Origin of the sequence: Enterococcus sp. DIV0802b (genome assembly GCF_050543535.1) — a bacterium.
In the GTDB taxonomy this organism is placed as follows: domain Bacteria; phylum Bacillota; class Bacilli; order Lactobacillales; family Enterococcaceae; genus Enterococcus_D; species Enterococcus_D entomosocium.
Genome location: NZ_CP172941.1, coordinates 3,270,001 through 3,296,064, shown reverse-complemented (window position 1 = coordinate 3,296,064; position 26,064 = coordinate 3,270,001). Strand labels below are relative to the sequence as shown.

Genomic DNA, 26,064 nt, shown 5'->3' with positions numbered 1-26,064 from the left:
TGAGAGGAGCGGATCAAGTAAATGAAAAAAAAAGAGCGACAAGCAATTATCAAAAAACTCTTTGTCCTACATCGGATTGAGTCTCAAGAAGAATTGATGAATTTATTAAAAAAAGAAAATGTTTCAGCTACCCAAGCCACGATTTCTAGAGACATGCGGGAAATGAACATCGCTAAAACGTATGCTAAAAACGGTCGGCCGTATTATTCGATCTTTGAATCCAAAGAGCAGGATCTAGAAGACAGAATTGCGTTTTCGATGTATGAGTACCTAAAAAAGATTACGCAGATTGACTTTTTAGTTGTCGTTCATACTGCTGAAAACGGCGCCGATGTGATCGCCAATTATCTTGATGAAATGGAGCTACCAGAAATTGTCGGCACGATTGCAGGGTTTGATATTTTATTGATCATCACGCCGTCACAAGAAGCGGCAGCAGAGGTCGTCGATCGGTTGAACCATTATGTAGAAGGCTACGAGATGGGTTCGTCATTGTTTACTGGAGAAAAAAACGCAAAACAGCCCTGAGAATCGTTGAAGGAGCTGAACGTCACAAGCCCCAAAATCTCACAACCAAACGGGTGACGGCTTTTCATACCGATGGCTATTTTTAAAAAGAAAGAGTGCTTCTAATCTTCACGGAAGCACTCTTTTTGTGTGTGCAATGTCACCACGGTTTGCTGGAAAAACAGTTGCATCACCAAATGAAAATGGTAAGATAGGAAAATGAGGAGTGAAAACTATGAAAAAATTACTGAAAGAACCGAATTTTTACTTTTGTATCGCACTTGCGGTTATGGTCATCCTCTTTATCAGTTCTTCACAAACCTATGAGCAGCAATCACAAATCGGGTTGCTTTCACGAATCTTAAAAAATGAACCATTGAAAGAGTGGCTAGAGAAGATTTCTTTTTCCTATGCTGGTTCGGAGATCAGTATTGCGGAAAAAGGCTATTTTTCATTTGTGGAATTTTTCATTCGTAAAGGCGCGCATTTCTTTACCTATTTTGTCTTAGGGGGCAGTCTGTTCTTCGTTCTCGTATATCGCCGTACGCCGTATTGGCTAGCCGCTTTTTTTGCTTGGTTAGCAGCTACCGGCTATGCTGGGATCGATGAATACCATCAAATGCTGACGGGAGGACGGACGCCGCTTTTTCAAGATGTCATGCTGGATTCAGCTGGAGCACTGACCGCCGTTCTTTTGGGGTGGTTGATTTGTCAGTTATCGAAAAAGTCACCTAAACGCCGCAAAACATAACGAGTTGTCGGCTTTTTAAGTGGTAAGCTGTCAGAAAGTATAAAAAATAAGAGGCGAAACCAATGGAAAAAAGTTTGAGCAGTGTCAAAAGCAAATCGGAGTTTGTCGTGCATGAAAGCTTGCCGGTGGGGATTCTTCTCGCGATGGCTGGCGGTTTTTTAGATGCGTATACCTACTTGTTTCACGGGGAAGTGTTTGCAAGTATGCAGTCGGGGAATGTTATTTTGTTAGGGATCAATCTTTCAACGGGGCAGTTTGAACAAGCCTTTCGGTATCTGCCACCAATCTGTATGTTTTTAGTGGGGATCGTGGTGACGAATTATCTGCAGCATCATTTTCCGACTGGTGGTTGGATCGTTTGGCAAAATGCTGCGTTGATCTTTGAAGCGATCGGTATTTTGGTTCTGGGCTTTTTTGCGCGTTCTTTACCCAATGTCCTGGTTGATTCCGGATTATCTTTTTTTGCAGCGATTCAATATGCCGCTTATCGGCGCTTGGCAGGGATGACCTATGCCACCACGATGACCACTGGCAATTTACGTTCGCTGGCTGATTACTTGTATTTGCGCGGGTTTAAGCAGGACCGATCAGTGACACCCAAGATCATTTCTATTTCCTTGATCATCGGCGGTTTCTTTTTTGGGGCGGTTTTAAGCAGCTTGCTAGGAATTTTCTTATTCCACCGGACCATCTGGGTGGTTTCAGGAATTTTAGCCCTGGTGTTGGGAATCACGATCCACAGTCAAAATAAAGAATAGAAAAAAGACATTCGCCGGAATGTCTTTTTTGTCTTACTTTTTGGTGCTCGCGCGTGAATCTTTGAGATACAGCGCTATTTCTACCAGCAGTGCTGCCAGAAGATAGCTGCCAAGGACGGCTATCTGGTAAAATTTCTCTTCAATCAGCTCGTTGCGCTGCAGCAAAATGACCGCACCTAAAAAGAGCATCGCCAACAGGGAGAACCACTGCTGGGAAAAACGCCAATTGCTGACACTGGCTGTACTGCGCTTGGTGCGAAAGCCGAATATATAATTGGGTTCTTCTCGGTAAAAGAACCGGAAGACGATGAAAAAAATACCCGTAAAAATCAACAACAAAAGACCAATATCGATCGAGATCACTTCCTTTCAAGCGAGGTTTGTTGGGAAAATCAGCGAATAAAAAGGATTATCTATTTATTGTACTCGCTGTAAAGGATTCTATGAAGGGGAACTATTGAAAAAATAGATAGTTTTGCGTAAATAAAAAGGGAGGGCGCTATAAGTCGCCATCCCTTTTTCAATTATCCGCGTTGAAATGGTCCTTTTGGTGCAATCAGTTCAAGATTGGTGCCATCTGGATCTGTAAAGTAGGCAACACCTGTCCCGAAGCCGCTTTTTAAACCATCTTGTTCTTCAAAAACGATTGGGGTACCGTCAGGTTCAACCCCGATGGCTTTTAGACGAGCAACGGCTTCATCAATATTTTCGACTTCAAAACAAAGATGCATGGCACTGATTTGCTCATTGGAATAGCTAGCTTTGTTGGATTTTGGTTCGACGTATTCTAAAAGGTCGATGTTGAGATTGTCTAAATGAAGATTGGCGTATTTGATCAATGTATCCTCTAAACCTTGCGTTTGCGCCATTCGTTTGCCACCGATCGTATCTTGATTAGCGATTTTCTTTCCAGTTAATGCTTCATAAAATTGAATGGAACGTTCGAGATTGCTGACGGTGATTCCCACGTGGTTAACCATTGAAAATCCTGTGTTTGTGTTTGTCATTATACTTCCTCCTAAGGTTTTGTTTAGTATATCGTTTGGTTAATGAAAATCGAATGTGTCTGGATCTGGACCCACTCGCAGGTCCTCATTTAATGCGTTCAAGCGGGCCATTTCATCTTCTGATAAATGGAAATCAAAAATCGCTGCATTGGCGCGCATTCGCTCAGGGTGTGTCGATTTGACATTGACTAAGATTCCTTGTTGGATAGCCCAGCGTAAAAGCACTTGTGCCGCTGATTTTTGCTGTGCATCGGCGATCGCCAAGACGGTTTCCTCTTTCAGCAGTTTGCCTTGCATCAAAGGTGACCAAGCTTGGATCGCAATCCCCTTTTCAGCACAAAAGTCCCGCAGGTCTTGCTGCGTAAGTTTGGGATGCAGTTCGATCTGATTGACGACAGGAACGACCTTAGCAGCGGCCAATAGTTGCTCCAAGTGATGAATCTGGAAGTTGCTGACCCCGATTGCTTTGATTTTTCCAGCGGCATACAAGTCTTCCAATGCGCGCCATGACTCTTGAAATGCCTGGTTTCCCGGCCAATGGATCAAGTACAAGTCGAGATACTCGAGGTTTAAGCGGGCCAAACTCTCATTGAAAGCATGGATCGTTTCATCATAAGTTAAGTGATCGTTCCAAAGTTTGGAAGTGACAAAGAGTTCTTCACGAGCCAACCCCGTTTCTTGTAAGCCTTGTTTGATTCCTTCCCCTGTTCCTGTTTCGTTGCCGTAAATAGCCGCCGTATCAATCAGGCGATACCCATTGATAATGGCCTGTTTCACGACCTCTGCTGTTTCAGTTTCAGGGATTTGAAAGACACCTAGCCCCAAACCGGGGATTTTGCTGCCGTTGTTCAGTGTAACGGTATCCGATAATTTTTCGATCATAAAAACATCTCCTTTATTTTTTTCTGTAATCATCATATAATGAGGAGGTAAGGTTGCATAGTACGTACTTTTTTGTTTGATACACACCTTTTGGTAACATTTGTGTGTTTTCAGACTTGATGAGGTGAAAAAAATGGAAGAAAAAATTTATAATATCGGTGTAGAAGCAACGATGGATGTCATCGGCGGGAAATGGAAACCAATCATTCTTTGTAATTTACGCCATGGGGCATTGCGTCCTAGTGATTTACGACGAAAAATTCCTGGCATCAGTCAAAAAATGTTGACGCAGCAATTGCGGGAACTAGAAGAGTCTGATATCGTTACCCGCAAATCCTATAATCAAGTACCACCCAAAGTTGAGTATTCCTTGAGTGAATATGGAGAAACGTTAGGCGGCTTATTGGATACCCTTTGCCAGTGGGGCACGATGCACGTCGCTGCGCTACAAGACAAAGGAGAACAAGTTACTTTGTTAGAACAAGAAGAGGCGATTGTCTAGCAGAGGGCAAGTGGCATGAGAAAAGGCCGGCAGAAACCATTGGTTTCCGTCGGCCTTTTTTAGGTTATGCTTGTTGGATCAATTCTAGAATGGCTTCAGCATTCATGCCGCTGTAATGATTGATGGGAAATGACAGGCGCTTGATTCGCGGCGGGATGGCCTGCTTGATCATCGGATCTGTTAAAGAAAGCAAAGGATCGACCAAAACGATTTTTTCTTGCGAAAAACGATAATTCATCAGACGTTCTGGTGTCACAACAGTCACGCTGATTTGATCCTCGGACAGCATTTGGATGTTGCGGGCGAAAATTTTAATCAGACTTCCAGCTAAAGTAGAACGATCAATAAAGACAACTTTTTCCAAAGTGATTCTCCTTTTTAATTAATATGCTTAATTAAGTATATTAATTAAATGACGCTTTGTAAACAGGAACATTTGGGAAACAACAAAAAAGCCGCAAAAGAATTTTCTTTTGCAGCTTTTGGTTCATCTATAAAAAGGTTTGACTCTTTTTTCCATTAAATCACGATCACGGGTGTCCCGACTTCGGCTTTGCTGTACAATTCTTTCATCACGCCTGGCGGAGTATTGATACAGCCGTGAGAGCCGCGGGTTTTCCAAAGATCACCACCGTATTCCGTTTGCCAATCAGAATCATGGATTCCGACACCGGTCCAATCGATCGGCATCCAGTAATCAACAGGGGACGCATAATCTTCACCGGTCAAGGTTGCATCTTCTTCTTTGTTCCAGACATAGAAGACACCAGTTGGCGTTGGTGTGGCTGGTTTTCCAGAAATAATTTTCGTATCTAGCACCAGCTCGCCATCTTTGTAATACCACATGTGTTGGTTTTTCAAATCAACTTCGATATACGTGTTGCCAAATAACGGGCTGCCAGCATCGGTGCTTCCTTGAGCGATCGGTGTGCGCGTGAAGTCTTCGCCGGCTTTTAACGCCTCAATCAATGCTTCTGTTTCCGCATCGGTTTGGATCGTCCAGCTGAGGGTGCCGGCTGGAACCGTTACTTCACCTTGTTTGGTACTCTTGAAGGTCGAAGAATTGGTGCTGGTGTTGTATTGCTCTCCGATCGAAGCGACATAACTTCTTACTTTGTCTTCGTCGATCGTGGTGTTGCCATCTTTGTAAGAGAGCCAATCCATGATCGATTCTCTTGGAATTTGAAACGTGTTTCCGTTGATCGTATAATTGCCGGTTACTTTGGCGATTTTATTCAACGAATCCATTTCTTTGGTTAGATCAGGATCATCAGCGGTCACACTTGGTTTTGTGACGTAATCGACGAGATTTAATTCCTTTTCGCCACTGACGATGGCTTCTTGTAAGTCCGCTACTGCTTTGTCCACATCAATGGCATCGCCGTCAACTTCTGGTTTGATAGAAAAGCCGTCTTCGCCTTTTTCCAATGTTGCATCGGCTGACTTGGTACGATCCTCATTTAAAGTTTCTAGTTCCTTTTGAATCGTATCCGTTTCGCTGTTTAGCGTATCTTGATCCACCGAGAGATTGTCCAGTGTTTTTTCTTCTGCAGCGGAAACATAAGCCATTCCCCAACTCCACTGGTTCTGTTCATCTTTTAACGATTGCAGCTCATCGGTGAAATCCGTTTGTAACCCAAATTGAGCAAGGTTGATTGTCTTCCATTCGCTATCGCCTTCTTTGATGGTGAAATCTTCTTGCGAATAGCGGTCATGCAGCAGGGCATTGGCCTCGGCAACAGTTTTGTTGCTGATGTCGATCCCATCGATTTCAGTCTTTGGTAAAAAACGGTTTGCATAATATGTACTTCGGTAGGTATAGCCGCCAGCGATCACTACTAATATAGCAGCCACAACGATCAGAACAATTTTCTTGGTATTGTTCTTGGCGTCAGTATGTTTGTTTGAACGAGTCATTCAACTACTCCTTTTTTTCTAATGGCATAATAGATAATAACGCTTAAATCATACCATATTCCCCCAAGAAAGCGAATATGGCAAATGAAACTTCCATGAAAAATAGAAAATTCTTAAACTATCTTTAGCTAAGCTGTAGAAAAGCATTTCTTTGCATAAAAAAACTGAACGAACCGCAGCAAATCATCTTGATCAAATTGTTCTGAAAAAGAGTGAGCTGTAAGGTTCGTTCAGTGGCATAGTTGACTAGCTAAACGAAGTGAAAGAAATTATTGATTGTCTTCTGCATCTAGTTTCGCAAAAGCTTCATCAAGAATATCTTTTAATTGTTTTGCAGAAGCGGCCATCCGGTCTTTTTCACCATCCGTCAATGGGATCTCAATCACTTTTTGGATCCCTTGGGCGTTGATAACTGCAGGCGCACCGATGTACAAGTCGTTTAAGCCGTATTCGCCGTTCATGTACACAGACAATGGTAAAACAGCATTTTCATCGTCTAAGATCGCACGAGTGATCCGTGCTAAGGCTACCGCGATCCCGTAGAAGGTCGCACCTTTTTTCTCGATGATGGTGTAGGCTGCATCACGAACACTGAAGAAAATGTTGACCATTGCTTCTTCATCGATGTCTGGGTTATTTTTGACCCATTCATAGATTTGCAAGCCGGCTACGTTGGCATGAGACCAAACAGGGAATTCTGAATCCCCGTGTTCGCCTAAGATATAGGCATGGACGTTACGGGCATCAACATCGACTAATTCAGCCAAAGCTTGACGGAAACGTGCAGAGTCTAAAGAAGTACCTGAACCGATGACGCGTTCTTTCGGGAAGCCTGAGAATTTCCAAGTCGAGTAAGTCAAAATATCGACTGGGTTCGCTGCTACTAAGAAGATTCCGTTGAACCCTGAATCAACGATTTGGGTAACTACTTCCCGGTTGATTTTCAAGTTTTTATGAACCAAATCTAAGCGGGTTTCACCTGGTTTTTGAGGCGCACCAGCTGTAATAACGACTAAATCAGCATCATGTGCATCTTCATAAGAAGCGGCATAGATTTTTTTAGGGGAAGTAAAGGCCAAGGCATGGGACAAATCAATTGCGTCGCCTTCTGTTTTTGCTGTATTTATATCAATGATTCCGACTTCTTGCGCAATGTTTTGGGTCACCAGCGCAAACGCGTAACTAGAACCAACCGCACCGTCTCCAACAAGAATTACCTTTTGGTGATCTTTTTTGTTCGTTTTTGCAGTCATCTGTGTATCATTCCTTCCGCATAATTGTTTTACTCGCTATCATCCTACCATTTTCAAGTATATTTGTCATGTGATTTGCACAACAATATTACACAAAATATCGCTGTTTCAGTTGTAAATGCTTTCTTTGTTATTACGTCAAAAAGAGGATATATCAACGTTTTATTAAGATTCGTTAAGAAAGATAAAAACTGAGCAAGAGGACGCCACCATAACAGTCCATTTCGTGTTATAATTATTTCAGCAAAAGAACTGGGCGCATTTGTGTGCCCAGTATTTTGTGTTTGGATAAGAAAACCGATAAAATAGATGAAGAATCAGCTTGAAACTAGAAATAATGGAGCGTAATCGAAAAATGAAAATGATTGTAGGCTTGGGAAATCCCGGCAAAAAATATGAGAAAACCAAACACAATGTTGGCTTTATGGTAGTGGATGCCTTGGCACAAAAGTACCAAGCAACCTTTAAAAAGTCGGCTTTTGAAGCAGAAGTGGCAGAGTTTTTCTTGAAGGGTGAAAAAATCCTTTTGGTCAAACCGCAAACCTTCATGAATGAATCCGGTCGTTCGGTAGGTCCGTTGATGACCTATTTTGGCATCTATCAAGAAGAATTAGTAGTGGTCTATGATGACCTTGATTTAGCATTAGGGAAAATCCGCTTGCGCCAAAAAGGCAGTGCGGGGGGACACAATGGAATCAAGAGTTTGATCGCGCATTTGGACTCGACAGTCTTTGACCGCATCAAAATCGGGATCGATCGGCCACGTCCAGGACAAACCGTGGTCAATCATGTACTGAGTCCTTTTGCAAAAGACGATCTGCCCATCGTTTTACAAAGTATTGATAAGGCAGTCGAGGCAAGTAGTGATTACTTGACCAACGGCGACTTTCTTGCCACAATGAATCGATTTAACTAAGGAGGGCCGAGATGGATTTAATTGAATTAATAAATAAAGTGCCGACAGTGGCGGCTTGGCATGCAGGTTTACGTGAACAGGCCCCCCGGCAATTATTGACCGGTCTAGCTGGATCGGCAAAAACATTGGCGATCACCGGTGTGTATCAGGCATTTCAAAAACAAGTGATCGTGGTGACACCAAATCTGTATTATACGAATCAACTAGCCGAAGATCTGCGCAACGTGACGGATGATGTCTATGTTTTCCCAGTGGACGAAGTGTTGTCAGCCGAAATGGCTTTTTCTTCACCAGAAGCACGAGAAGAACGAGTGGCAGCGCTGAATGCTGTTTCTCAAGGGAAAACCGGGATCTATGTGTTGCCGGTAGCGGCTTTGCGAAAGTATTTACCTGAGAAGAAAACCTGGTTAGCCAACCAATTCCAATGGCAAATCGGCGATGAGATCGATTTAGAGCGTTTGCCGCAACAATTGATCTTGATGGGTTACGAACGGCAGTCAATGATTGGCAAACCCGGCGAATTCAGTATTCGTGGGAGCATCCTCGATATTTATCCATTAAATGCCGAATACCCCGTACGGATCGAGTTATTCGATGTAGAAATCGACTCGATGCGTTCTTTCAACGTGGAAACGCAACGCTCAGTGGAAACGCTGCAGCAAGTGGCTATTTTACCGACTACCGAATTGGTTTTCTCAGCGGAAGATTTAGCGGCGGGGCAAAAGCAGCTACAAGAATTATTGAACAAACGGTTGGCGGTCGCCAAAGAAGTAACTGATCGCGCGTTTTTAGAAGACTATTTCGGCCAATTGGCCTCCCAATGGCAAGCGGGGATTCCCGGTGAAAGTGCCCGTTATTACACGGATTTGCTTTATCGTCAGCAAACGAGTGTCTTAGATTATTTTTCTGAAGACGCCTTTTTGATGATCGATGATTATGCTCGGATCATGGAGACCAATCGTGAGATCGAACGGGAAGAAGCGGAGTGGCATACCCAAAAATTAGCGGAGCTGCGGGTCTTTTCTGAACAGCAATTCGGGATCGATGTCCATCAACTGCTGCAAAAAGAAACCTTTGTGACCAGCTTCTTTTCTTTATTCCAAAAAGGAATGGGGAACATTCGCTTCCAAGCGATCCATCAATTCCAATACCGGCCGATGCAGCAGTTTTTCAGCCAAATGGGTCTCTTGAAAGTTGAGATCGATCGCTGGGAGAAGCAACAGCAAACGGTGATTTTTCTGGTCAGTGACCAAGAACGGGCCAAGAAGTTAGAGCAAGATCTGCGAGATCATGATATCTATGCCGTGCAGACGCAACAAGACCGCCTGTTTACGGGACGCACCCAAATCGTGGTGGAACGTTTGCAAAGCGGCTTTGAAATGCCGCAAGACAAGCTAGTGGTGGTTACAGAAAAAGAAATTTTCCAAAAGATGAACAAAAAAAGAGCCCGCCGGCAAAATGTCACCAATGCGGAACGGCTCAAAAGCTACAATGAGTTAAAAGCCGGCGATTATGTCGTCCATGCGAATCATGGGATCGGGAAGTACATCGGCATGGAAACCTTAGAAGTCGATGGCGTCCATCAAGATTACATGACGATCTTGTACCAAAACGAAGACAAGCTCTTTATTCCAGTCACCCAATTGAATTTGATTCAAAAATATGTGGCTTCCGAATCGAAAACACCAAAAATCAATAAATTAGGCGGCAGTGAGTGGGCGAAGACCAAGCGCAAAGTGACGGCTAAAATTGAAGACATCGCAGATGATTTGATTTTATTGTATGCCAAACGCGAATCAGAAAAAGGCTATGCCTTTCAACCAGACGATGCCTATCAAAAAGAATTTGAAGATGCCTTTCCTTATTCGGAAACCGATGATCAGCTGCGCAGTACGGCAGAGATTAAGCGGGATATGGAAAAAGAAAAGCCGATGGACCGTTTGTTAGTTGGAGATGTCGGTTTTGGGAAAACAGAAGTGGCGCTGCGGGCTGCTTTTAAAGCGATCAAAGAAAGCAAACAAGTGGCTTTCTTAGTGCCGACAACGATCTTGGCGCAGCAGCACTATGAAACGATGGTCGATCGTTTTGAAGGATTCCCCGTCAATGTTGGGGTGCTGAGTCGTTTTCGGACGAAAAAACAGCAGAATGAAACAATCGAGCAAGTGCGCAAAGGGCAAGTCGATATTTTGGTGGGGACCCACCGATTATTGTCAAAAGATGTCGAGTTTGCTGATTTGGGCTTGTTGGTGATCGATGAAGAACAACGTTTTGGGGTCAAACACAAAGAGCGCTTGAAACAACTGCGTTCGCAAGTCGATGTGTTGACGTTGACGGCAACGCCGATCCCAAGAACATTGCATATGTCGATGCTGGGCGTGCGGGACCTATCTGTGATCGAAACACCACCGGAAAATCGTTACCCGATCCAAACCTATGTGATGGAGATGAATCCAGGAGCGGTGCGAGAAGCGATCCAACGGGAGATGGCACGCGGGGGCCAAGTGTTTTATCTTTATAATCGTGTCGATACGATCGAGCGAAAAGTCGAAGAACTGCAGGCGTTAGTGCCAGATGCACGAATCGCTTATGCCCACGGGCAAATGACCGAGATCCAATTGGAAAATACCCTGTTTGACTTTATTGAAGGGCAATACGATGTGTTGGTGACGACGACGATCATTGAAACCGGTGTGGATATTCCCAATGCCAATACGTTGTTTGTGGAAAATGCCGATTACATGGGGCTTTCGACGTTGTATCAGTTGCGTGGCCGTGTCGGTCGGAGCAATCGAGTCGCTTATGCGTATTTCATGTATGAACAGCAAAAAGTGTTGAACGAAGTCAGTGAAAAACGTCTGCAAGCCATTAAGGACTTTACGGAGTTAGGTTCAGGATTCAAAATCGCGATGCGAGATCTTTCGATTCGTGGGGCAGGAAATCTATTGGGGGCGCAACAGCACGGCTTTATCGATGCAGTCGGGTTTGACATGTACTCACAAATGCTGTCGGAAGCAGTCACTCGTAAACAAGGGAAAAATACCCAAACAGAAAAAACGACCGTTGAGATCGATCTGGGGATCGATGCCTACTTACCGACTTCGTATATTGAAGACGAACGGCAAAAAATCGAGATCTATAAACGAATTCGTGAGCTGGAATCACAAGAAGCAGTTGATGAACTTCAAGATGATTTATTAGACCGTTTCGGAGAATACCCTGTAGAAGTGGCGCACCTCTTAACGGTGGGCGAGATCAAAATGAACGGCGATCGTGCCTTGTTAGAAACTATCCGCAAGCAGCAACAAACCGTGTCGTTTACTTTGAGTAAAGTCGGCACGAAAAATTATTCGGTGGAGCAGCTGTTTGAAGCATTGAAAGCCACTAAATTAAAAGCCACGATGGGTGTCGATCATGAGCAAATGACCATCAAATTACAGATTCCGCCAGTGATGAAAGAAAGCACCTGGCTATTAGAAATCCAAGATTTTGTCAAAGCGTTACGGGAACAAAAATACGCCAGCCAAGGCTAGAAAGGAACCAGAGGGATGCCGAAATCACAATTGAAGCGTACGATGGAAGGGGCGTTTATTTTAACGATCGCTTCCTTTATCGCAAAAATCTTAAGTGCCGTTTATCGGGTCCCTTTTCAGAACCTGGTAGGCGACGAAGGGTTTTATGTGTATCAACAGGTCTATCCGATTTATGGATTGGCAATGACTTTGGCGTTGTCAGGTTTGCCGCAGTTTATCTCCCGCATTGTTGCTGAAGAACCTGATCCTTTGAAAAGCAAGGAGCGGCTGCAAGCGTTGACGTCTTATGTGCTTTGGTCGGCGATTGGCTTATGGGCTGTGACCTTTTTATTTGCCGGTCCAATCGCGCAAGTGATGGGGGACCATCAACTGGCAGGCTTGATTCGAGTCGTTTCCTTTACCTTTTTGTTTGTCCCACCCTTGACCTTTTATCGAGGAATGTTTCAAGGAAATCTACAAATGGTGCCAACCGCAGTGTCTCAAGTTGTAGAGCAGCTGCTTAGAGTTGGTGTGATTTTAGGTGCTGCGGCAGCTTTCCAGCAATTGGGCTGGACGATTTATCAAACGGGGACTGTCGCCATGATGGGTGCCTTAGTCGGGGGCCTTGCGGCGTGGTGGATTTTAAGTTATTATAGCCGACAAATCAACGGCAAACGCCTATCGCTATGGCATAAACCAGTCACCCGTACAGGAGAAAATACCGCTGGTTTATCCGCCTCGTTGAAAAAACGGTTCTTCTTAGAAGGCGGTCTGTTGACGATTTATAGCGGCTATTTGATCTTGTTCCAGTTAGCGGATTCGTTTTTATTGACCAATGCGCTAGAAGCGGGGGGATTGACGGCACAAGCAGCCCGGATTTCGAAAGGGATCTATGATCGCGGACAACCCCTCGTCCAACTAGGTCTTGTGGTGGCGATGGCGTTAAGCTCGACGTTTTTGCCAACGTTGACCAAGTATTTGACGGTAAAAAATCAGCAGCTGTTTGAAAAGTCGGCAAAAATGTATTTGCGCCTAACGATCGGGATTGCTTCGGCTTCTGCGGTAGGGTTAGCGATTTTGCTGCCTTATATCAACTTTGCTTTATTTAAAGACGGATCTGGCAATGCGGCGCTGGTATTGTTTGTCTTTTCCATCGCTCTGATGGCGACGATCCAAGCCTATCAAAGCATTCAACAAAGTCGCAATACCTATACCTTCGGCTTGCTCGCTGCGGGAATTGGTCTTTTAGTCAAATGTCTATCGATGTGGCCGCTGACCGCTTCTTATGGGACTGCAGGAGCAAGTATCAGTACGCTGTTGGGGTTAGGCGCGACCTTATGCTGTTTTGTGGTTTCCGAACAGCGTCGAGCACAAAGTAGCATCAATCGCTTTTGGTATGAAGGAAATTATGGAAAAAAATTATTTCTTTGTTTAGGGATCATGGCAAGCGTGCTATTCTTATATTATAGCTTCGTTGCGATCTTATTGAACGGTCCTTTGACCCATCGACTACAGGCGCTGATTTTTTGCCTAGGCGGTGTCGGTTTGGGAGGCGCAGCCTTTATCGGGGCAGCGATCAAAATCAAATTGTTAACGATTCGCGAATGGCTGTTAGTTCCATTTGGAAAGAAACTATTAAGAAGAGGTGAAAAACATGAGATTAGATAAATTTCTTAAAATCTCCCGCATCATCAAGCGTCGCTCTGTGGCCAAAGAAGTGGCAGACAAGGGACGCATTCAGATCAACGGCAAATTAGCCAAGTCAAGCAGTGACGTCAAAGTAGGCGATACTATGCGTATTCAGTTCGGGAATAAGGTCTTGGAAGTAAAAGTCAATGAATTGCATGAATCGACGAAAAAAGAAGACGCTGCAAAAATGTATGAGATTGTTTCAGAGGAAAGAATCTCAGAAAATGCTTGATTTTTACGGCATTTTCAGTTAGACAAGCTTTGCGGATGTTGGTATAATGTAAAAAACAAAGACAGCGACGGGAGCGAGTTCAGGTGGCAAAAGAATCAAATAAAAAAATAGAACTATTGCAGACCGATTATGCGAAAGAGCAATTTGCCAAGTTTGAAAAAGAGCGGCGGCAAGTCGTGTTTCGCCGACGTCGGCTGGTGGCGTTTTTCGTGGCGGCATTAGCGATATTTGCAGTCGTGGGGATTCAGATGTTTAACGACCAAATGCGCCTGCAAAAACTAAAGGAATACAAGGCGGAAACAGTCGCCGAACAAAAAGAAGCTGAACAAAAAGTGGCTTCATTGGAGCGAGATGTTGCCTTATTGCAAGACGATGAGTATGTGGCAAAATTGGCCCGCAGCCGATTCTTCTACTCAAAAGATGGCGAAAAAATTTATCCTGTCTTGCCAGATGGAACGGATTCTCAAAACACTAATGAGCGTTCTGCGCAAAGCGAACAAGAATCATCAGCCACAGAGTCACAAGATTAAGCAATGTCATACCTACTCAGCGCAGTAGTTTGAATTATTTTAAATGGGTAAAAATTAGGAGGAACATTTTTTATATGTCAATCGAAGTTGGAGCGAAACTAAAGGGCAAAGTGTCTGGTATTACAAATTTTGGTGCGTTCATTGATCTTGGTGAAGGGAAAACTGGTTTGGTGCATATCAGTGAAGTATCAAACGGATTCGTCAAAGACATTCACGACGTGTTGTCTGTTGGGGATGAAGTGACAGTACTTGTTACGGCAATCGGCAACGATGGAAAAATTGGACTATCGATCCGCAAAGCAGAAGATAAGCCGGAAGAAAAACGTGAATACCCGAAAAAAGAATTCAATCGACCAAATCCGAAAAAATCTTTTTCACGCAATCAAACTACGAATGTAAATAAACAAGACTTCGATTCATTGATGAGTTCTTTTCTAAAAGATAGTGATGATCGTCTTTCATCATTACGTCGAAATACAGAAGGAAAACGCGGTGGCCGCGGCGGACGCCGTAACTAAACATGAATAGCAAGTTGGAAAAAGCTGAAACAAAACTGTTGGTTCGTTTTGTTTCAGCTTTCTTTCTTGTGGGTCTACCAAATGAGAAGGAGGGCAAATGATGGTCATTCAAACCGTTCGAGGGCAACTCACTGCCATCGATCCTGAAAAAAAACGCCGCTTTTTGCTGGCGGTATCGACGGGAGTCGACTCCATGGTCTTGCTGCAGGTCTTTTGTCAGCTGTTTCCCGAAATGCAAAAAGAGCAGGTCTTTGGTGTGGCACATGTAAACCATCAATTGCGTCCTGCATCTGCTGAGGAAGCTGCTTTTTTACGGCAGTACTGCCAAGAACGCGGCATTCCTTTTTATGAGCGGTGCTGGGAAAATCCGCCAGAAACTGGCATAGAAGCTAGCGCTCGGGACTTTCGCTATACGTTTTTTGCCGATGTCATGTCCCGAGAAGGCTATGATGTTTTGCTGACTGCTCACCACAGTGATGACCAAGTAGAAACGATGCTGATGAAGATGATGCGAGAAGGCCGCTTGCAATCGGCTGGCGGGATGCAGCAGCAGCAGCCTTTTCACGCTGGAATCCTGTTGCGGCCGTTGCTTAGTGTCAGTAAGACAGCGATTTACGACTATGCGCAAGTACAGCAGATTCCCTACTTTGAAGACGAAAGCAATCACGAACCGCTGTATTTGCGAAACCGACTACGCCAGCAAGTAGTGCCGGCATTAAAAGCGGAAAATCCGCAACTGTTGCCGCATTTTCAACAGCTTTCTGTAGAAATGCAGTTCGCCAATCAGTTGATCCAGCAAGAGCAGCAGCAATGGTTGTCTGCGTTCGTTCAACAGCAAGCTACTCGCTTAGTGATCGATCTGCAACAGCTGCCGACGTTTTCGCCGGCGCAGCGCTATTTTTTCTATGCGGGGTTTTTGCAACAAGCAGAAGCTTTTACAAAGCATCCACTCAATCAAAAACAGCTGCCACAGCTATTGCGTTTGCTAGACGAAAAGAAAGGGCAATGGCAATTGGCGTTGCACAAACAGTGGCAGCTGCGGCGCAGCTATGACCAATTACTGTTGGAACCCATTGCTGTTCCCCAAAAGCCTGCAGCGCCGTTGACAGAAGTCAGTCAGCGTCTGGTTTTAGGAGAAGGGATCTATCTTTCTGAAAAGGAATGGATTGGGTATTTTCCGATAAATGAACAGCATATTCCCAAAAAAATCACAAATTGGTCAGAGTTTTCCCAAGATTTACCGCTAAACTATTCCTCTGAGCTGATCGTACGTAAGCGTCAGCCAGGAGACCGAATCCGCTTGGCACGTGGCCTGACCAAAAAGATCAGTCGTTTTTTTATCGATTCAAAAATTCCTAATGAAGAGCGAGAAAAAAGTTGGGTCGTCACAAACCTTGATAAACAGGTGATTGCCTTACTACCTCATGCATTTTCCTATTTGAGTATTACGCCAGAAACTGATAAAATACACTACATACTTCTTTATAAATATCAGAAGTAAGAGTTGGAAGGAGAACTTTATGCTAGATAAAGATATTGAGAAAATTTTGATTTCCCGTGACGAAATCAAAAATCGTTGTGTGGAACTTGGTCAAGAATTAACGGCGGCTTATGCGGATAAAAATCCTCTAGTCGTAGGTGTACTGAAAGGTGCCGTTCCTTTCATGGCAGACATCGTTCGTGAGATGGATTGTTACTTGGAGTTAGACTTCATGGATGTCTCAAGTTATGGCAATGCCATGATTTCATCTGGAGAAGTAAAAATCATTAAAGATTTAGATACAAATGTTGAGGGCCGCGATCTTTTGATCGTTGAAGACATCATTGACAGCGGTCGCACGTTGGCTTATCTGGTAGATCTATTCAAATACCGTAAAGCGAAATCAGTGAAAATCGTGACGTTATTAGATAAGCCGGAAGGCCGTGTTGTTGAGATCGATGCTGATTACGTCGGCTTCGATGTGCCAAATGAGTTTGTTGTTGGATATGGACTGGACTATGCAGAGCAATATCGAAACTTACCTTACGTTGGCGTCTTAAAACCTAGTGTTTATCAGTCAAATTAGTGACTGTTCTAAATCAATTGTGATACAATTAAATGGTCAGGATTGATAAAACAAAATAGCCAGGGAGGTACGCATGAATAAGAAAAATAACGGTATGGTAAAAAATACCTTATATTATGTACTTGTCTTGTTGGCGATGGTCATGGTCGTTTATTTCATTTTTGGAAATGGCAATCAGCAGACCCCAACGATCGAGTACTCCACGTTTACAGAACAACTGAAAGACGGGAAGGTCAAACAATTTACTGTCCAACCCGCTAACGGTGTTTATCGAATCGTGGGTGAATACAATGAAGAACAAACTGTCAGCAATGACAACAGCTTGTCTGTTTTAGGCAATACACAGGCGAGTTCGACCCGCTTTTCAACGATCATTTTACCAAATGATTCTACGCTGAGCGAAGTCACCAGTCTGGCCTCAGCACAAGGGGTCAAAACTACCATCGAAGAAGAATCCAACAGTGGTATTTGGTTATCGCTTTTGGTTAGCTTCTTACCACTTGTGATCATCATTTTCTTCTTCTATATGATGATGAGCCAACAAGGCGGCGGCGGTGGCGGTGGCGGCCGTGTGATGAACTTTGGCAAATCAAAAGCCAAAGAAGCGGACAAAAAAGCCAACCGCGTACGTTTTTCAGACGTAGCCGGTGCAGAAGAAGAAAAACAAGAACTTGTCGAAGTCGTGGAATTCTTGAAAGATCCTCGACGCTTCGTTGAATTAGGTGCCCGTATCCCAGCAGGTGTCTTACTTGAGGGACCTCCGGGAACCGGGAAAACGTTGCTAGCCAAAGCCGTTGCCGGTGAAGCTGGCGTACCGTTTTACTCGATCTCTGGTTCAGATTTCGTTGAAATGTTTGTCGGTGTCGGTGCAAGCCGGGTACGTGACTTATTTGAAACAGCGAAGAAAAATGCACCAGCCATCATCTTTATCGATGAAATCGATGCCGTCGGTCGCCAACGTGGTGCCGGTATGGGTGGCGGACATGATGAGCGGGAACAAACATTGAACCAATTATTGGTTGAGATGGATGGTTTTGATGGGAATGAAGGCGTGATCGTCATTGCCGCAACGAACCGTTCGGATGTTCTAGATCCAGCGTTGCTGCGTCCAGGTCGTTTTGACCGTCAGATTTTAGTTGGTCGTCCAGACGTGAAAGGCCGTGAAGCAATCCTCCGTGTTCATGCTCGGAACAAACCTTTATCAGATGATGTTGATTTGAAAGTCGTTGCCCAACAAACACCGGGCTTTGCCGGTGCGGATCTGGAAAACGTCTTGAACGAAGCCGCCTTAGTTGCTGCTCGTCGTAACAAGAAAAAAATCGATGCTTCAGATATCGATGAAGCAGAAGACCGCGTGATCGCTGGTCCTGCGAAGAAAGACCGGGTCATCAACAAACGCGAACGTGAAATGGTTGCTTACCATGAAGCAGGACATACCATTGTTGGTTTAGTCTTGAGTCGTGCCCGTGTGGTACACAAAGTAACCATCATTCCTCGGGGGCGTGCTGGTGGGTACATGATCGCCTTGCCGAAAGAAGATCAATTCTTGATGACTAAAGAAGATATGTTTGAACAAATCGTTGGCTTGCTAGGTGGACGTACGGCTGAAGAAATCATCTTCGGTGTGCAATCAACGGGGGCTTCCAATGACTTTGAACAAGCAACTGCTCTTGCAAGAAGCATGGTGACAGAATATGGAATGAGCGATAAATTAGGTCCAGTTCAATATGAAGGAAACCATCAAGTCTTTGTCGGTCGCGATTACGGTCAAACAAAAGCATACTCTGAACAAGTTGCCTTTGAAATTGATCAAGAAGTTCGCAAGATTTTAATGGATGCCCATCAAAAAGCCCATGAAATCATTGAAGAACATCGTGCCCAACACAAATTGATCGCTGAAAAACTACTTGAACATGAAACATTGGATGCTAAAGCAATCAAATCCTTGTTTGAAGAAGGCAAAATGCCTGCAGGGACTGAAAGCTCTGAGTATCCTAGTGAAAAAGCCCAAACGTTTGAAGAAGCGAAACGTGCGCTGGAAGAAAAAGATGCAGAGAAGCAAGCTGCAGAAAAACACAGCGAAGATGCATCATCAAACGATTTTGATCAACAATTGGAAGACGTTCGCCGCAATAGCGAAAGCCAACCGACTGATCAAGAAAACAAAGATGATAACGCCTAAAACAAGACGTATCAAGGCGCCGAGGAAACTCGGCGCCTTTTTGTTTCTATTTAAGAAGACTTTTCTTAAATTCAAACACATTCAGTTGAAAAAAGCGGCGCTTCCTAGTATGATTCATTAATGAATAAAAAGGAGAATCAAGATGAAGGATTATTTAGTAAAAGCACTCGCATATGACGGCTTCGTCCGAGCATACGCCGTATCGGCAACAGAGACGATCGCCGAAGCACAACGACGCCATGAAACATGGAATACTGCATCTGCTGCTTTAGGGCGAGCGATGGTGGGAAGTTTGTTATTAGGCAGTACCTTAAAAGGGGAAGACAAATTGACCGTCAAAATTCAAGGAAATGGTCCTGCTGGGGCAATCGTCGTAGACAGCAATGGCCGTGGGGACGTAAAAGGATACATAAAAAATCCACAGATCAGTCTGCCATTGAATCCTCAAGGAAAATTGGATGTTCGGGGCGCAGTGGGAGACCAAGGGATTTTTACCGTAATCAAAGACTTAGGGCTAAAAGAACCTTTCTCTGGACAAACACCGATCGTCTCTGGGGAACTTGGGGAAGACTTTACTTATTATTTAGCAGTGTCAGAACAGATTCCTTCTGCTGTTGGTCTGAGTGTATTAGTAGAAACTGATGATTCGATTCGGGCAGCCGGTGGATTTATGCTACAGATCATGCCTGGTGCCAGTGAAGAGATCATTGATGCCATCGAAAAACGTTTGGGAGAATTGCCTCGAGTGTCAACCTTGATCGATGAAGGCCAATCACCAGAAGAGGTCTTAGCGACATTGTTACCAGACACGACGATCGAAGTACTAGAAAAAATGCCCATCCAGTTCCACTGTGATTGTACGAAAGAAAAATTTGCGACAGCGATCATCACCTTAGGGGCTGAGGAGATCCAAGCAATGATCGATGAAGATCATGGGGCAGAGGCAGTCTGCTCTTTTTGTGGCAACAAGTATCATTTTGATGAAACGGAATTGGCGGCGTTGAAGAAAGAGGCGGAAGCGTAAGTGAAAGATAGACAGACATGGCAGATCGGCTCGGTTGAGATTCCTAACCGCGTCGTCGTTGCGCCGATGGCAGGGATCACCAATTCTGCGTTTCGTGTGACAGTCAAAGAATTTGGCGCGGGTTTAGTCGTCTGTGAGATGATCAGTGATCGAGGGATTCAACTGCGTAACAAGAAGACCCTTGAGATGCTGTTTATTGACGAGACCGAGCATCCTCTTAGTATTCAGATTTTTGGTGGGAATAAAGCATCCTTAGTAGAAGCAGCGCAATTTGTCGCAGAGAACACAACTGCCGATATCATTGATATCAATATGGGGTGTCCTGTAAACAAAATCATCAAAGCAGAAGCTGGTGCGAAGTGGCTTTTAGATCCCGACAAGGTTTATGAAATGGTCCATGCTGTTTCCAGTGCGATCGACAAGCCCGTTACCGTCAAAATGCGGATCGGTTGGGATGAGCAACACGTCTTTGCGGTTGAGAATGCCCAAGCCGCGGAAGCAGCGGGTGCCGCAGCAATCGGTATGCATGGCAGAACCCGTGTACAGATGTATGAAGGATCGGCTGATTGGGACGTTTTGAAACAAGTGAAGCAAAGTATCACCATTCCCTTTATGGGCAACGGCGATGTCAGAACCCCTGAAGATGCGAAACGAATGTTGGAAGAAGTCGGCGCTGATGCAGTGATGATCGGACGGGCAGCCTTAGGCAATCCGTGGATGATCCACCGCACCAAGCAATACTTGGAGACAGGCGAGTTATTGCCGGAACCAACACCACGAGAAAAAATTTCGACAGCGAAACTTCATTTAGAACGGTTGGCTGATCTAAAAGGGGAAAAAATCGCTTCGCGAGAATTCCGCCAACATGCTGCGTACTACTTAAAAGGTATTTCACGGGCAGCCAAAGTGAAGGCAGCTATCAATCAAGCAGAAGATAAGCAAACGATTTTTGATTTATTGGATGCATTTGTAGAGAAGACCGAAAAACAGCCGGTAGCAACTTTTAAGGAATAAGAAACAAATCAAGTCGATTCGAAAGTTCGGCTTGATTTTTTGCGTCATCATTGGCATTATAAGAAGGAAACCCAAGTTAAGAATGGAGGAAAACTCGTGACAGAGGAACGACAAACACAAGAAGAATTGAATGATCAAATGTTGGTTCGCCGTGAAAAGATGGAAAAACTACGGGAAGAAGGCATTGATCCTTTTGGCAAGCGATTCGAACGCACCCATAATTCTGCCGAGTTACATGAGTTATTTGATCAAAGAACCAAAGAAGAATTAGCCGAAATGAATCTTTCAGCAAGCATTGCAGGAAGAATCGTTACAAAACGTGGAAAAGGGAAGGCTGGTTTTGCGCATTTACAAGACCGCGAAGGCCGTATTCAAATATATGTACGTAAAGACCAAGTGGGGGACGAACCTTACGAAGTATTCAAGCATGCAGATCTAGGTGATTTCTTTGGTGTATCTGGTGAAATCATGAAGACCGATACTGGCGAAGTGACCATCAAAGCCAAAGAAATCGTGATCTTATCCAAAGCATTGCGTCCATTGCCAGACAAATACCATGGCTTGACGAACGTAGAACAACGCTACCGTCAACGTTACTTGGATTTGATCAGTAATAAAGAGAGCTTTGATCGTTTCATGAAACGAAGCCAAATCATTAGCGAAATTCGTCGTTACCTTGACGGACATGGATATATCGAAGTCGAAACGCCAGTATTGCATAATCAAGCAGGTGGTGCAGCGGCTCGTCCCTTCATTACACACCACAATGCCTTAGACATGGATCTGTATTTACGAATCGCACTTGAGCTTCACTTGAAACGATTGATCGTGGGTGGCATGGAAAAAGTCTATGAGATCGGCCGCGTTTTCCGAAATGAAGGAATCGATACGACCCATAATCCCGAGTTTACGATGCTAGAAGCGTATACAGCTTATACAGATTTCAAAGATGTGATGGATTTGACAGAAGGCATTATCCGTAATGCTGCTGAAAAAGTCTTGCATACAGCAACGATCCAATACGATGGACAAGAAGTCGATTTAGCTAGCGACTTTGCACGAATCCATATGGTCGATGCAATCAAAAATCAAACAGGTGTTGATTTCTGGCAACCAATGTCCGTTGAAGAAGCGCGTAGTTTAGCGAAAGAACATCATGTTGAAATCACTGATGCCATGACTGTTGGCCATATCATCAATGAATTCTTTGAGACATTTGTTGAAGAAACGTTACAGCAGCCAACCTTTGTCTTTGGTCATCCAGTGGAAGTTTCGCCATTAGCGAAAAAGAATCCAGAAGATGAACGCTTTACGGATCGCTTTGAATTATTTATCGTTGGTCGTGAATTTGCGAATGCCTTCACGGAATTGAATGACCCAATCGATCAAAGAGAACGTTTTGAAGGACAAGAAAAAGAGCGCGAAGCAGGAAATGATGAAGCCCATGGGGTGGATGAAGATTTCTTAGAAGCACTTGAATACGGTATGCCGCCAACTGGTGGATTAGGGATCGGGATCGACCGCTTAGTGATGCTGTTGACCGATGCACAATCGATTCGTGACGTTTTATTATTCCCGACAATGAGATAAAAAAGCTCCGTCCACTCGCAAGAGATGGGCGGCTTTTTTTCTTGTCTGCTGGATCAGGGAGAAAAACAGTGAGGAATTAGAGGGGGAAAAGCCAGGGTAATTGCTAGAAAACGGATTAAATGCGAACGATAAAAGCTGGATTCAATGTGATTAGACGGGTTTGTAAAAATTAAAAAAAGCCATAGAAAATGATTGACCGCAAGGGATTTAGTTGGTATATTATTACATGTGCCAAATGACTGAAATGAATTCGTAAAAAGAATTGAAAAAAGTGGTTGACGCACAGCTCGACAGATGATATTATAACGAAGTCGCAATTTTAAAATAGTTAATCGATGTTGATACATCAACAAAATTAATTAAAAAAAGTTGTTGACAAATAACAAATCATTTGTTATTCTAATGAAGTCGCTGAGACAGCCGCTGCGAAGTTGAAAAACAACGAGCGAAAAAAACTTTTAAAAAAGAGTTGACAATCAATTGTCGCTCTGATATGATATAAAAGTTGCTAACACAGCACGGTAGACCTTTGAAAACTGAACAAAGCAAGCAAACGAACCAATGTGTAGGACGTTTCAATTTATTGAAACAAATACATGCAAGCAATAGCTAGCAAAGTTAATTTTTATGAGCTTAATGACCGTATGGTCATTCAAACAAATCATTATGAGAGTTTGATCCTGGCTCAGGACGAACGCTGGCGGCGTGCCTAATACATGCAAGTCGAACGCTTTTTCTTTCACCGGAGCTTGCTCCACCGAAAGAAAAAGAGTGGCGAACGGGTGAGTAACACGTGGGTAACCTGCCCATCAGAAGGGGATAACACTTGGAAACAGGTGCTAATACCGTATAACACTATTTTCCGCATGGAAGAAAGTTGAAAGGCGCTTTTGCGTCACTGATGGATGGACCCGCGGTGCATTAGCTAGTTGGTGAGGTAACGGCTCACCAAGGCAACGATGCATAGCCGACCTGAGAGGGTGATCGGCCACACTGGGACTGAGACACGGCCCAGACTCCTACGGGAGGCAGCAGTAGGGAATCTTCGGCAATGGACGAAAGTCTGACCGAGCAACGCCGCGTGAGTGAAGAAGGTTTTCGGATCGTAAAACTCTGTTGTTAGAGAAGAACAAGGATGAGAGTAGAACGTTCATCCCTTGACGGTATCTAACCAGAAAGCCACGGCTAACTACGTGCCAGCAGCCGCGGTAATACGTAGGTGGCAAGCGTTGTCCGGATTTATTGGGCGTAAAGCGAGCGCAGGCGGTTTCTTAAGTCTGATGTGAAAGCCCCCGGCTCAACCGGGGAGGGTCATTGGAAACTGGGAGACTTGAGTGCAGAAGAGGAGAGTGGAATTCCATGTGTAGCGGTGAAATGCGTAGATATATGGAGGAACACCAGTGGCGAAGGCGGCTCTCTGGTCTGTAACTGACGCTGAGGCTCGAAAGCGTGGGGAGCGAACAGGATTAGATACCCTGGTAGTCCACGCCGTAAACGATGAGTGCTAAGTGTTGGAGGGTTTCCGCCCTTCAGTGCTGCAGCAAACGCATTAAGCACTCCGCCTGGGGAGTACGACCGCAAGGTTGAAACTCAAAGGAATTGACGGGGGCCCGCACAAGCGGTGGAGCATGTGGTTTAATTCGAAGCAACGCGAAGAACCTTACCAGGTCTTGACATCCTTTGACCACTCTAGAGATAGAGCTTCCCCTTCGGGGGCAAAGTGACAGGTGGTGCATGGTTGTCGTCAGCTCGTGTCGTGAGATGTTGGGTTAAGTCCCGCAACGAGCGCAACCCTTATTGTTAGTTGCCATCATTTAGTTGGGCACTCTAGCGAGACTGCCGGTGACAAACCGGAGGAAGGTGGGGATGACGTCAAATCATCATGCCCCTTATGACCTGGGCTACACACGTGCTACAATGGGAAGTACAACGAGTTGCGAAGTCGCGAGGCTAAGCTAATCTCTTAAAGCTTCTCTCAGTTCGGATTGTAGGCTGCAACTCGCCTACATGAAGCCGGAATCGCTAGTAATCGCGGATCAGCACGCCGCGGTGAATACGTTCCCGGGCCTTGTACACACCGCCCGTCACACCACGAGAGTTTGTAACACCCGAAGTCGGTGAGGTAACCTTTTTGGAGCCAGCCGCCTAAGGTGGGATAGATGATTGGGGTGAAGTCGTAACAAGGTAGCCGTATCGGAAGGTGCGGCTGGATCACCTCCTTTCTAAGGAATATTTCGGAAGACTACACATCGTTTGTCTTTGTTCAGTTTTGAGAGGTCTACTCTCAAGTAAATACCCGGGGCCTTAGCTCAGCTGGGAGAGCGCCTGCTTTGCACGCAGGAGGTCAGCGGTTCGATCCCGCTAGGCTCCATTAACGACAATGGTCGTTAAGCTTTGTTCATTGAAAACTGGATATCGAAGAAAAAATCAAAACAAGTAACACACACCGAGTTGAAATGTTAAAAGAGTTTTTTAATAAGTTCAACGCTTATTTTCTTGAGCAACCTTCTATCGCTAGAAGAAGTACTCAAAACCGACCGTAAGGTCAAAGGTTAAGTGAATAAGGGCGCACGGTGGATGCCTTGGCACTAGGAGCCGATGAAGGACGGGACTAACACCGATATGCTTTGGGGAGCTGTAAGTAAGCTATGATCCAGAGATTTCCGAATGGGGAAACCCAGCATCTTTTATAGGATGTTACGTCTGCGTGAATACATAGCGCAGTCGAGGTAGACGCAGAGAACTGAAACATCTAAGTACCTGCAGGAAGAGAAAGAAAATTCGATTCCCTGAGTAGCGGCGAGCGAAACGGGAAAAGCCCAAACCAACAAGCTTGCTTGTTGGGGTTGTAGGACTCCGATATGGTAGTCTATTCAGATAGTCGAAATACTTGGAAAAGTATGTCAAAGAGGGTAAAAACCCCGTAGGCGAAATTTGGATAACACCTAGGAGGATCCTGAGTACGGCGGAACACGAGGAATTCCGTCGGAATCCGGGAGGACCATCTCCCAAGGCTAAATACTCCCTAGTGACCGATAGTGAACCAGTACCGTGAGGGAAAGGTGAAAAGCACCCCGGAAGGGGAGTGAAATAGATCCTGAAACCGTGTGCCTACAACAAGTTAGAGCCCGTTAATGGGTGATAGCGTGCCTTTTGTAGAATGAACCGGCGAGTTACGATAGCATGCGAGGTTAAGTTGAAGAGACGGAGCCGCAGC

The 26,064-nt window shown here is 44.6% G+C and carries 22 protein-coding genes, 1 tRNA gene and 2 rRNA genes (1 of these 25 only partly in view); 19 read left to right on the top strand and 6 right to left on the bottom strand.

Annotation, left to right across the window (positions count from 1 at the left end):
• Positions 1-21 precede the first annotated feature (21 nt).
• From IGJ12_RS15460 to IGJ12_RS15450, 3 genes are all read left to right on the top strand, one after another.
• Positions 22-528, top strand: a complete 507-nt coding sequence (locus IGJ12_RS15460) for an arginine repressor (RefSeq protein WP_005233333.1) — start codon at positions 22-24, stop codon at positions 526-528.
• A gap of 214 nt (positions 529-742) precedes the next feature.
• Positions 743-1,258, top strand: a complete 516-nt coding sequence (locus IGJ12_RS15455) for a VanZ family protein (protein ID WP_008380164.1) — start codon at positions 743-745, stop codon at positions 1,256-1,258.
• Positions 1,259-1,320: 62 nt separating this feature from the next.
• On the top strand, positions 1,321-2,016 hold the full coding sequence (locus tag IGJ12_RS15450; protein WP_430619169.1) for a YoaK family protein: 696 nt from the start codon (positions 1,321-1,323) through the stop codon (positions 2,014-2,016).
• Positions 2,017-2,049: 33 nt separating this feature from the next.
• On the opposite strand, the gene IGJ12_RS15445 is transcribed toward IGJ12_RS15450, so the two are convergent.
• The 3 genes from IGJ12_RS15445 to IGJ12_RS15435 form a co-directional block, all read right to left on the bottom strand.
• Complete coding sequence (locus IGJ12_RS15445; protein ID WP_086372407.1) at positions 2,050-2,379, bottom strand: SdpI family protein; 330 nt, start codon at positions 2,377-2,379, stop codon at positions 2,050-2,052.
• A gap of 161 nt (positions 2,380-2,540) precedes the next feature.
• A complete protein-coding gene (locus IGJ12_RS15440; protein WP_005233337.1) occupies positions 2,541-3,023 on the bottom strand; it encodes a VOC family protein in 483 nt (160 codons plus the stop codon).
• A gap of 39 nt (positions 3,024-3,062) precedes the next feature.
• Complete coding sequence (locus tag IGJ12_RS15435) at positions 3,063-3,941, bottom strand: aldo/keto reductase (RefSeq protein ID WP_101495169.1); 879 nt, start codon at positions 3,939-3,941, stop codon at positions 3,063-3,065.
• Positions 3,942-4,038: 97 nt separating this feature from the next.
• Between IGJ12_RS15435 and IGJ12_RS15430 the strand changes: the two genes are divergently transcribed.
• Positions 4,039-4,407, top strand: a complete 369-nt coding sequence (locus IGJ12_RS15430) for a winged helix-turn-helix transcriptional regulator (protein WP_005233339.1) — start codon at positions 4,039-4,041, stop codon at positions 4,405-4,407.
• Positions 4,408-4,471: 64 nt separating this feature from the next.
• On the opposite strand, the gene IGJ12_RS15425 is transcribed toward IGJ12_RS15430, so the two are convergent.
• The 3 genes from IGJ12_RS15425 to IGJ12_RS15415 all read right to left on the bottom strand — a co-directional run bounded on the left by IGJ12_RS15425 (position 4,472) and on the right by IGJ12_RS15415 (position 7,577).
• Entirely contained in the window at positions 4,472-4,771 is a 300-nt protein-coding gene (locus IGJ12_RS15425; RefSeq protein ID WP_005233340.1) for a hypothetical protein, read from the bottom strand.
• 155 nt (positions 4,772-4,926) lie between these two features.
• Complete coding sequence (locus IGJ12_RS15420; RefSeq protein ID WP_101699440.1) at positions 4,927-6,324, bottom strand: L,D-transpeptidase family protein; 1,398 nt, start codon at positions 6,322-6,324, stop codon at positions 4,927-4,929.
• 269 nt (positions 6,325-6,593) lie between these two features.
• Positions 6,594-7,577, bottom strand: coding sequence for an L-lactate dehydrogenase (locus IGJ12_RS15415; protein ID WP_005230720.1), 984 nt, complete (start codon positions 7,575-7,577; stop codon positions 6,594-6,596).
• A gap of 355 nt (positions 7,578-7,932) precedes the next feature.
• On the opposite strand from IGJ12_RS15415, the gene pth reads away from it, so the two are divergent.
• From pth to IGJ12_RS15340, 15 genes are all read left to right on the top strand, one after another.
• Positions 7,933-8,493 carry an aminoacyl-tRNA hydrolase gene (gene pth, locus IGJ12_RS15410; RefSeq protein WP_008380153.1) on the top strand — a complete coding sequence of 187 codons (561 nt, stop codon included), beginning with the start codon at positions 7,933-7,935 and terminating at the stop codon, positions 8,491-8,493.
• A gap of 11 nt (positions 8,494-8,504) precedes the next feature.
• Positions 8,505-12,023, top strand: a complete 3,519-nt coding sequence (gene mfd / locus IGJ12_RS15405; RefSeq protein ID WP_218193086.1) for a transcription-repair coupling factor — start codon at positions 8,505-8,507, stop codon at positions 12,021-12,023.
• Positions 12,024-12,038: 15 nt separating this feature from the next.
• A complete protein-coding gene (locus tag IGJ12_RS15400) occupies positions 12,039-13,670 on the top strand; it encodes a putative polysaccharide biosynthesis protein (protein ID WP_008380151.1) in 1,632 nt (543 codons plus the stop codon).
• Positions 13,657-13,923: an RNA-binding S4 domain-containing protein gene (locus IGJ12_RS15395; protein ID WP_005230745.1), complete on the top strand. Its 267-nt coding sequence runs from the start codon at positions 13,657-13,659 to the stop codon at positions 13,921-13,923. The genes IGJ12_RS15400 and IGJ12_RS15395 overlap by 14 nt, the downstream gene beginning before the upstream one ends.
• Before the next feature lie 83 nt (positions 13,924-14,006).
• Positions 14,007-14,453, top strand: a complete 447-nt coding sequence (locus tag IGJ12_RS15390) for an FtsB family cell division protein (protein ID WP_430619168.1) — start codon at positions 14,007-14,009, stop codon at positions 14,451-14,453.
• 74 nt (positions 14,454-14,527) lie between these two features.
• Entirely contained in the window at positions 14,528-14,971 is a 444-nt protein-coding gene (locus IGJ12_RS15385) for a S1 domain-containing RNA-binding protein (RefSeq protein WP_005233352.1), read from the top strand.
• Between the two features lie 100 nt (positions 14,972-15,071).
• A complete protein-coding gene (tilS, locus tag IGJ12_RS15380) occupies positions 15,072-16,472 on the top strand; it encodes a tRNA lysidine(34) synthetase TilS (protein ID WP_008380147.1) in 1,401 nt (466 codons plus the stop codon).
• A gap of 19 nt (positions 16,473-16,491) precedes the next feature.
• Complete coding sequence (gene hpt, locus IGJ12_RS15375) at positions 16,492-17,037, top strand: hypoxanthine phosphoribosyltransferase (RefSeq protein WP_005230750.1); 546 nt, start codon at positions 16,492-16,494, stop codon at positions 17,035-17,037.
• A gap of 73 nt (positions 17,038-17,110) precedes the next feature.
• Positions 17,111-19,219, top strand: a complete 2,109-nt coding sequence (gene ftsH / locus IGJ12_RS15370) for an ATP-dependent zinc metalloprotease FtsH (RefSeq protein WP_005233354.1) — start codon at positions 17,111-17,113, stop codon at positions 19,217-19,219.
• Positions 19,220-19,361: 142 nt separating this feature from the next.
• Entirely contained in the window at positions 19,362-20,243 is an 882-nt protein-coding gene (gene hslO / locus IGJ12_RS15365) for an Hsp33 family molecular chaperone HslO (RefSeq protein WP_315044477.1), read from the top strand.
• Positions 20,244-21,257, top strand: coding sequence for a tRNA dihydrouridine synthase DusB (dusB, locus tag IGJ12_RS15360; protein ID WP_005233357.1), 1,014 nt, complete (start codon positions 20,244-20,246; stop codon positions 21,255-21,257). It abuts the gene before it with no gap.
• A gap of 96 nt (positions 21,258-21,353) precedes the next feature.
• Positions 21,354-22,847, top strand: coding sequence for a lysine--tRNA ligase (gene lysS, locus IGJ12_RS15355; RefSeq protein ID WP_005230758.1), 1,494 nt, complete (start codon positions 21,354-21,356; stop codon positions 22,845-22,847).
• A gap of 662 nt (positions 22,848-23,509) precedes the next feature.
• Positions 23,510-25,069: ribosomal RNA gene (locus IGJ12_RS15350) — 16S ribosomal RNA — on the top strand.
• Between the two features lie 76 nt (positions 25,070-25,145).
• Positions 25,146-25,218 (top strand) — tRNA-Ala (locus IGJ12_RS15345).
• Positions 25,219-25,397: 179 nt separating this feature from the next.
• A 23S ribosomal RNA gene (locus tag IGJ12_RS15340) occupies positions 25,398-26,064 on the top strand (it continues 2,248 nt past the right edge of the window).
• The 16S and 23S rRNA genes sit together here with 1 tRNA gene alongside, the layout of an rRNA operon.